The following is a 7,204-nucleotide window of genomic DNA, read 5'->3' as shown; positions in this document are numbered from 1 at the left end:
GGGCTGGAGTCCCTCGCCCGCATCAACGATGCTGACCATGTCAGGCTGCCCGCCGTGGCCGCCTGATCAGCCTCGGGCCTCGCCGAAGGCCGGCGCTCCTACACCACGTCTCGGGGCGCTACCGATCGGGCGTGACGGATGGAGCGGAACAGGGTCTCGTTGAGAAGCTCGTCCCTGAGCCGCCTGTTGAAGCTCTCGGCGAAGGCGTTCTGAACCGGCTTGCCGGGCTGGATGCATTCCCAGGCCACGCCCCGGTCGTCCGCCCAGGCGAGGATCGCGTTCGAGGTGAACTTGGTTCCGTTGTCGCTGACGATCGCCGTGGGACGGCCTCTGCGGGCGACGATGGCGTCCAGTTCCCGCACGACCCGCACGCCCGAGAGCGACGTGTCGGGAACCAAGGCCAGGCATTCGCGGGTGCAGTCGTCGTCGACCCCCAGCACCCGGAACCGCCGCCCGTCGGTCATCTGGTCATGCACGAAGTCCAGCGACCGGCGGGCGTTCGGCACGTTGGGGACGGCCGTGGGCGCGCGGGTTCCCAGCACCCTCTTCCGGCCGCCGCGACGACGGACCAGCAGCTTCTCTTCCACGTAGATGCGCTGCACGCGTTTGCGGTTCACGGCCATCCCTTCCCGCCGCAGCAGCGCGTGCAGGCGGCGATAGCCGAAGCGCCGCCGTTCGCGGGCCAACTCTCTCAGCCTCTGACGAAGCGCGCCGTTGATCCTGCCCGGTCTGGTGGAGACTCGTGCTACGGCTTTCGAGCCAGGAGAGGAGTGTGCGATTGAGACGAAGACGCGCCGCCATTTTCCGGAAGAGCTTTACGCGACAGGCCGTCGAGCCTGTGCTCGACAGCTGTCTGCCGATCGTGCGCGTCGCCGATGAGCTCGGCCTGCACGAGATGCTGCCGCGGCGCTGGATGAAGCCGTTCTCCGAACCGTCGCCGGCGCGGCGGCCCGCGACGCAGGTCCCGTCTCCGGCGGACCTGGCCGCGGAGAACGCGCGGCCGAAGCGGGAACTTTCGCGGGGCGCAGATGGAGCGCGACATCCTAGACAAAGCTGCGCTCACCTTCGGAGCGGCCAGCCGGTGAAGCACCGGTTCGTCGATGAGCGCCGCCAACTCTGGCCGGTTCGCATAATCTGCCGCGTGCCGGGCGTGTCGCCGAGCGGCCATTACGCCTGGCGCCGTCGGCCGGAGAGCGGGCGCGCCGCCGCAAACCACGCGCTGCCGGCCGAGATCCGGGCGGTCCACGCCGAGAGCGGCGGGGCCTACGGAGCGCCGCGGGTGCAGGCGTAGCTGCACGCCCACGGCCGGCGTGTCGGCCGTCACCGGATCGCGCGGCTGATGCGCCGGGCCGGTCTGCGCGGCCTGGCGGCGATGCCACGCCGGATGCGCACGACGGACAGCCGGCACGATCACCCGATCGCACCGAACAGGCTTCGGCGGAACTTCACGGCGACGGCGCCGAACCAGGTCTGGCTCGCCGACCTGACCTGCGTCCGCACCGGCGAAGGCTGGCGTTCGCGGGGCTTGCGCGGCCCCGCAGGGGCCACGGTCCCAGCTCATCTGGCGGCGCTGATCGACATGCAGACCGGCAAGGTCGTCGGCTGGGCGGTCCGCGACACCTTGCACGCCGACATCGCGCTCGAGGCGTTGGAAATGGCCATCAAGCGGCAGCGCCCCGCGCCGGGGCTCGTGCATCACAGCGACAGGGGTATCCGCTACGCAGCGGACGCCTACCGCCAAGCCCTTGCCGCCGCATGGATCACGTCGTCGATGAGCAGGAAGGGGAACTGCCTCGACAACGCGCCGATGGAGCTCTTCTCCACACCCTGAAGGTCGAGCGCGTCCATCACCGCGTCTACGCCACCCGCGACGAGGCGCGTCGCGATCCTTCGCGTTCGTCGAGGGCTTCTACAACTCCCGGCGGCTTCATTCCGGAATAGGCTGCCGTTCGCCGGCCGACATGGAGCGAATGGCGGCATGACCCCGTCCACAAGATCGGGGCAGGATCACCTTCGACCACTTCAACATCCAGCGTCACTTGGTTGCCCGCCGCACGATGACGAGTCTGCAGGCGGAGACCTTCGCGACCTGGCGCGAGATCGCCGCCGCCTGAAGGCGGGTCCCATGCGGCTCGCGGGCGCCTGCGCCTCGACCTCACGACGCCGTTGCAGGCGATCACCCTACAACGCGACGGCGCCCTCGAGGGGCATGCCGAGCCCGCCGGGAGGATCCGCCGCCCGCCGTTCACGCATCGGCGCCCATCCATGCGTTGCGTTCGCGGCCGCAAGGACGCCATTTGGCCACGCCGGTCGACGGCGCCATGCAGCAGGAAAGCCAGATGTCCGATATCGAGATCGCCCGCGCGGCCGACAAGAAGCCGATCCACGAGATAGGGGCCATGCTCGGCATTCCCGCCCGGCATCTGCTGCCCTATGGCCACGACAAGGCGAAGGTCGACGCGGCCTTCATCCGGGCCCAGGCGGACAAGCCCGACGGCAAGCTGATCCTCGTCACCGCGATCAACCCCACGCCCGCGGGCGAGGGCAAGACCACGACCACCGTCGGGCTGGGCGACGGCCTGAACGCCATCGGCCGCAAGGCCGCGGTCTGCATCCGCGAAGCCTCGCTGGGTCCGAATTTCGGCATGAAGGGCGGCGCGGCCGGGGGCGGCTACGCGCAGGTCGTGCCGATGGAGGACATGAACCTCCATTTCACCGGGGACTTCCACGCCGTCACCTCGGCGCACAACCTGCTGGCGGCGATGATCGACAATCACATCCACTGGGGCAACGCGCTGGGCATCGACGTGCGCCGCATCGCCTGGCGACGGGTGCTCGACATGAACGATCGAGCGCTCAGGCACGCGACCATCGGGCTCGGCGGCGTGGCCAACGGCTTCCCGCGCGAGAGCGGCTTCGACATCACCGTGGCCTCGGAGGTGATGGCGATCCTCTGCCTCGCCGAGGACCTCGAGGATCTTCGCCGGCGGCTCGGCGACATGATCGTCGCCTACCGCGGCGACCGCTCGCCGGTGCTGTGCCGGGACCTTGAGGCCGACGGGGCGATGACCGTGCTGCTCAAGGACGCGATGCAGCCCAACCTCGTGCAGACGCTCGAGAACAACCCGGTCTTCGTCCACGGCGGGCCCTTCGCCAACATCGCGCATGGCTGCAACTCGGTCGTGGCCACGCGCACGGCGCTGAAGCTCGCCGATTACGTGGTCACCGAGGCGGGGTTCGGCGCCGACCTGGGGGCCGAGAAGTTCTTCGACATCAAGTGCCGCAAGGCCGGGTTCGAGCCGGACGCCGTGGTGCTGGTCGCCACGGTGCGCGCGCTGAAGATGAACGGCGGCGTCGCCAAGGGCGAGCTCTCGGCCGAGAACGTCGCGGCGGTCGAGGCCGGCTGCGCGAACCTCGGCCGGCACATCGAGAACATCAAGCAGTTCGGCGTTCCCGTCGTCGTCGCGATCAATCACTTCGTCACCGACGCCGACGCCGAGATCGAAGCGGTCAAGGCCTTCGCCGCCCGCCGGGGGGTCGACGCGATCCTCGCGACGCACTGGGCCGACGGCGGCCGGGGCGCGGTCGCCCTCGCGGAGAAGGTGGTCGAGATCGCCGAGACCCACGCCCGGCAGTACGCCCCGCTCTACCCCGACGAGATGGGGCTCTTCGAGAAGATGGAGACGATCGCTCGGCGCATCTACCGCGCCGACGGCGTGGTCGCGGACGAGAAGATCCGCGCCCAGCTGACGGCCTGGGAGGCGCAGGGCTACGGCGATCTGCCGATCTGCATGGCCAAGACGCAATACAGCTTCTCGACCGACCCCGAGCGCTTGGGCGCGCCGGAAGGATTCTCGGTTCCCCTGCGGGAGGTCCGTCTCTCGGCCGGCGCGGGCTTCGTCGTGGCGATATGCGGGGAGATCATGACCATGCCCGGCCTGCCGCGCTCTCCCGCGGCCCAGCGGATCGGGCTGAACGCCGCCGGCGACATCGAGGGTCTGTTCTAGCCGGAGCGCGCCGGGGCGGGATCCCGGCCGGCCCTCGCTCCGGAATGGCGGTCCCGCATCGCAGGAAGGTCGATGCGGGATCCGCATGATGGGGAGACGCGTTCCGAATGCGTCCTCCGTCCGCCCGGCCGTCGGACCCGAGCGGACGACGGTCGGTCGTCGGGGGTCAGTCGTCGAGCCGGGTGTACTTGCTGCCCTCGATGTTCGCCGCTGCCATCAGGCCCTTCTCGCCGAAGACGAAGCCGACGATCGGCGACGACACGGTGGTGGTGTCTCCGCCCACGGTGGCGCCGGATTTCACGATCGCCACGGACCCGTCGACCCCGGCCTCCCAGCCGTTCGCGGAGGTGAAGCCGTCGAGCGCCTCCTTCGTGAGGAACATCAGCACCTGCGAATAGGACTGCACGCCGGCCTGGAACCCGATCGAGGCGCTCACCAGGCGATAGTAGGCCTGCGGGGCCCCGCCGACGCGAAGCACGCCCTTCCCGCCCTGACCGCCCACGACGAAGCCGGCCTTGGTGATTTCGGGCATGATCAGGATCCCGACCGACTTCCCGCCAAGCTCCTTCGCCGCCGGGTTCTCGGCATAGAGCCGGGCCAGCGCGGCGTTCGCCTTGGCGTCGATCTCCATGCGCTCCGCTTCGTCGGCCTGCGCGAGAGGGGGCGTCGCAAGCGTCGCGGCCATCAGGCCGGCCACGGCGAGACGTCTGGTGATTTGCATGTCAGGGTCCTCCCGTCGGCGGAGCCGGCCGGCCTTCCGGCCGCGCCGACCCGCCTGCCGCGCCGTCTGCGTGATCTGGAAGCGTCGCGCGCTCGGCGCCTGAGAGGCCCGGCGACGCCCGTCCCACGGTCGGTCGGCCAGAAGCTTGCAGCCGCCTGCGGCCCCGATCAAGCGAGATGACGTCCAGCCCGCCCGATACCGACGTCTCGGCGTGACGGTCCGGGCCTCACGAGAACCGCCGCAGGCTTCGGTGCGTCGGAAGCGCGGCTGCATCGGGGAGCCGTCCGGCGAAGGGGCGCCGGGCGATGACCTCCCCGGTCCGAGCGCTATCTCGCCCCGGTGATGAAGCGGGAACGAGGCGCCGGCATGAGTTCGCGCGACGACGAGATCTTTCAAGCCGGTCGCCGCGGCGCCTCGCAGCGTCCGCCGCGGGACGACGGCGCCGCCGCTCGGGCGCTTTCGGTTCCGAGCCGGCGACTGGAGCGGCTGGCGCGCCTCGGGGGCCTCGCCGGCGCCGTCGGCGCGCGCATGGCGACGGGCGCGTTGACCGACCTCGCCGCAGGGCGCCGGCGCTCCGCGCGGGACCTCCTGCTGACGCCCTCCAACCTGCGCCGCATCGCCGACGACCTCGCCCGCATGCGCGGCGCGGCGATGAAGGTGGGCCAGCTGATCTCGATGGACGCCGGAGAGATGCTGCCGCCCGAGCTCGCCGACATGCTCGCCCGTCTTCGCGCCCAGGCGGACGTCATGCCGGCCCGCCAGCTGCGCGCCACGCTGGACGCGCAGTGGGGGCGCGACTGGCGCGGGCGCTTCGCGCGGTTCGATGCGCGGCCGCTCGCGGCGGCCTCCATCGGTCAGGTCCACTACGCCGAGACCCGGGACGGCCGGCGCCTGGCGGTGAAGGTTCAGTATCCGGGGGTGAAACGCTCCATCCGCTCGGATGTCGACAACGTGGCGGCGCTGGTGCGGATGTCGGGGCTGGCGCCGTCCGGGCTCGATCTCGATCCGTTGCTCGAAGACGCCAAGCGCCAGCTCGAGGCCGAGGCGGACTACGCGCGCGAGGCGGCCGAGCTCGCCGCGTGGGGCGAGCGGATCGCCGGTCTCGAGGGCCTCGCCGCGCCGCGCCCCCACGCCGATCTCTGCACGCCCGAGGTGCTGGCGATGGATTTCATGGACGGTCGACGGGTCGAAACGCTGGCCGACGACGCCGCCCCGCGCACCCGGGCCGCGGGCCTGCTGATCGACCTTGCGCTGCGCGAGCTGTTCGAGTTCTCGGCCATGCAGACCGACCCCAACTTCGCCAACTACCTCTGGGACGCGACGGGGGACAGGTTGGTGCTGCTCGACTTCGGCGCGTCACGCGCCCTGCCCGCCTCGACGGTCGAAGGATACCGCGCGTTGCTGCGCGCCGGACTTTCCGGCGACCGGGACGGGATCGCGGCGGCGGCGCGGACGCTGGGCCTGGTCGGACCCGGCGATGCGACCGGCCATCGCGACGCGGTCCTCGACATGATCGGTCGCGCGACGACGGCGCTGGCCGAGGACTGGCCGCTGTCCCGCGTGCAGGCGGAGCTGCTTCCGGAACTGCGCGCGAAGGGTCTGGCGCTCGCCGAGGACGGGGGAGCCGGCTCGACCCCGCCCATGTCGACGCTGCTCGTGCAGCGCAAGCTGGCCGGCGTCTTCCTGCTCGTCTCGCGCCTGCGGGTCGACGTGCGCGTCCGAGCGGCCGTCGCGGCGCGGCTGGACCCGCAGCCATCCGCGACCGCGGCTTTCTAGTCGCCGGCGGGCCCGACGGGGACCGCGACCTCGTTGCGGCGGCTCCAGGGAAGGGTCCAGGGCGGATCGTAGTAGTAGGTCGCCGCCTCCCCCTGCGCCGTCCAGTCCGAGCCGGAGACGATCTCGAGCAGCCGCGTCTTGCGCGTCTCGGCGCGGGACTCGAGCGGCAGACCGGAGTAGCGCAGGACGGCCTCGGTCCGCCCGGGCGTCTCGACCAGACGCACCCGTGGATCCGTGGGCTGCGGCGCGGTCGCGGCATCGTAGGCGGCGGGGAGGAAGAACCTCATCCTGACGCCGCCGTCCTCCGCGGCCGCGGTCTCGACGGGCGCCGTCATCGCGATGTCGGCGCCCTCTGTCCGTGTCTCCACGGGCGCCGTCATGGCGATCTCGGCGCCTCCGGCATTCTCCCCCGAGATATAGGCGAACAGGCGACGGAAGGCGGCGTTTCCGCCCTCGGCGACGGTCTCCGCCGCCAGGCGCGGCGCGTAGCGACGCACCTCGACGTCGTCGGCCAGACGCGCGACCGTCTCATAGGACGGCGTCTCGATATCCCGCTCATCCGCGGCGCAGGCCGCCAGCAGCGGCGCGACCGCGACGGCGAGACCGGCCGTCAGGACTCTTCGGACCCTCATGGGAAGCAGGATCTCCGTCGTCAGGTGAATTCGGACGCCCAGCGGAGGTGAGACTTGGCGTGCGCTCT

The 7,204-nt window shown here is 71.2% G+C and carries 4 protein-coding genes and 2 pseudogenes; 3 read left to right on the top strand and 3 right to left on the bottom strand.

The features are described from left to right. Positions 1-122: 122 nt before the first annotated feature. Positions 123-716 (bottom strand): annotated as a pseudogene (locus P2H44_RS22620) (IS3 family transposase); the annotation flags it as partial. Between the two features lie 83 nt (positions 717-799). Here P2H44_RS22620 and P2H44_RS22615 point away from each other — a divergent pair. Together P2H44_RS22615 and P2H44_RS22610 are read left to right on the top strand one after the other, a co-directional pair. Beyond that, positions 800-1,982: pseudogene (locus tag P2H44_RS22615) on the top strand (IS3 family transposase). A gap of 357 nt (positions 1,983-2,339) precedes the next feature. Further along, positions 2,340-4,007 (top strand): formate--tetrahydrofolate ligase, encoded by a 1,668-nt coding sequence (locus P2H44_RS22610; protein ID WP_275767304.1) that lies wholly within the window; start codon positions 2,340-2,342, stop codon positions 4,005-4,007. A 166-nt stretch (positions 4,008-4,173) separates the two neighbouring features. Here the strand turns inward: P2H44_RS22610 and P2H44_RS22605 are convergent, their stop codons facing one another. Next, positions 4,174-4,728, bottom strand: coding sequence for a lipid-binding SYLF domain-containing protein (locus tag P2H44_RS22605; RefSeq protein ID WP_275767302.1), 555 nt, complete (start codon positions 4,726-4,728; stop codon positions 4,174-4,176). Between the two features lie 366 nt (positions 4,729-5,094). Between P2H44_RS22605 and P2H44_RS22600 the strand changes: the two genes are divergently transcribed. Then, positions 5,095-6,504, top strand: a complete 1,410-nt coding sequence (locus P2H44_RS22600; RefSeq protein ID WP_275767300.1) for an ABC1 kinase family protein — start codon at positions 5,095-5,097, stop codon at positions 6,502-6,504. Here the strand turns inward: P2H44_RS22600 and P2H44_RS22595 are convergent. Next, complete coding sequence (locus P2H44_RS22595) at positions 6,501-7,136, bottom strand: SOUL family heme-binding protein (protein WP_275767298.1); 636 nt, start codon at positions 7,134-7,136, stop codon at positions 6,501-6,503. The two genes, P2H44_RS22600 and P2H44_RS22595, sit on opposite strands and share 4 nt — an antisense overlap. Positions 7,137-7,204: the final 68 nt, after the last annotated feature.

The organism is Albimonas marina, assembly GCF_029223255.1.
Taxonomy (GTDB): Bacteria; Pseudomonadota; Alphaproteobacteria; order Rhodobacterales; family Rhodobacteraceae; genus Albimonas.
The sequence above is the reverse complement of the archived record's forward strand: the minus strand, read 5'-3'. Positions and strand labels throughout refer to the sequence as shown.

Excerpts from the sequence above, each read along its gene's own strand:
- P2H44_RS22605 (WP_275767302.1), bottom strand. The coding sequence starts at position 4,728 with ATGCAAATCACCAGACGTCTCGCCGTGGCCGGCCTGATGGCCGCGACG.
- P2H44_RS22600 (WP_275767300.1), top strand. The coding sequence starts at position 5,095 with ATGAGTTCGCGCGACGACGAGATCTTTCAAGCCGGTCGCCGCGGCGCC.
- P2H44_RS22595 (WP_275767298.1), bottom strand. The coding sequence starts at position 7,136 with ATGAGGGTCCGAAGAGTCCTGACGGCCGGTCTCGCCGTCGCGGTCGCG.
- P2H44_RS22610 (WP_275767304.1), top strand. The coding sequence starts at position 2,340 with ATGTCCGATATCGAGATCGCCCGCGCGGCCGACAAGAAGCCGATCCAC.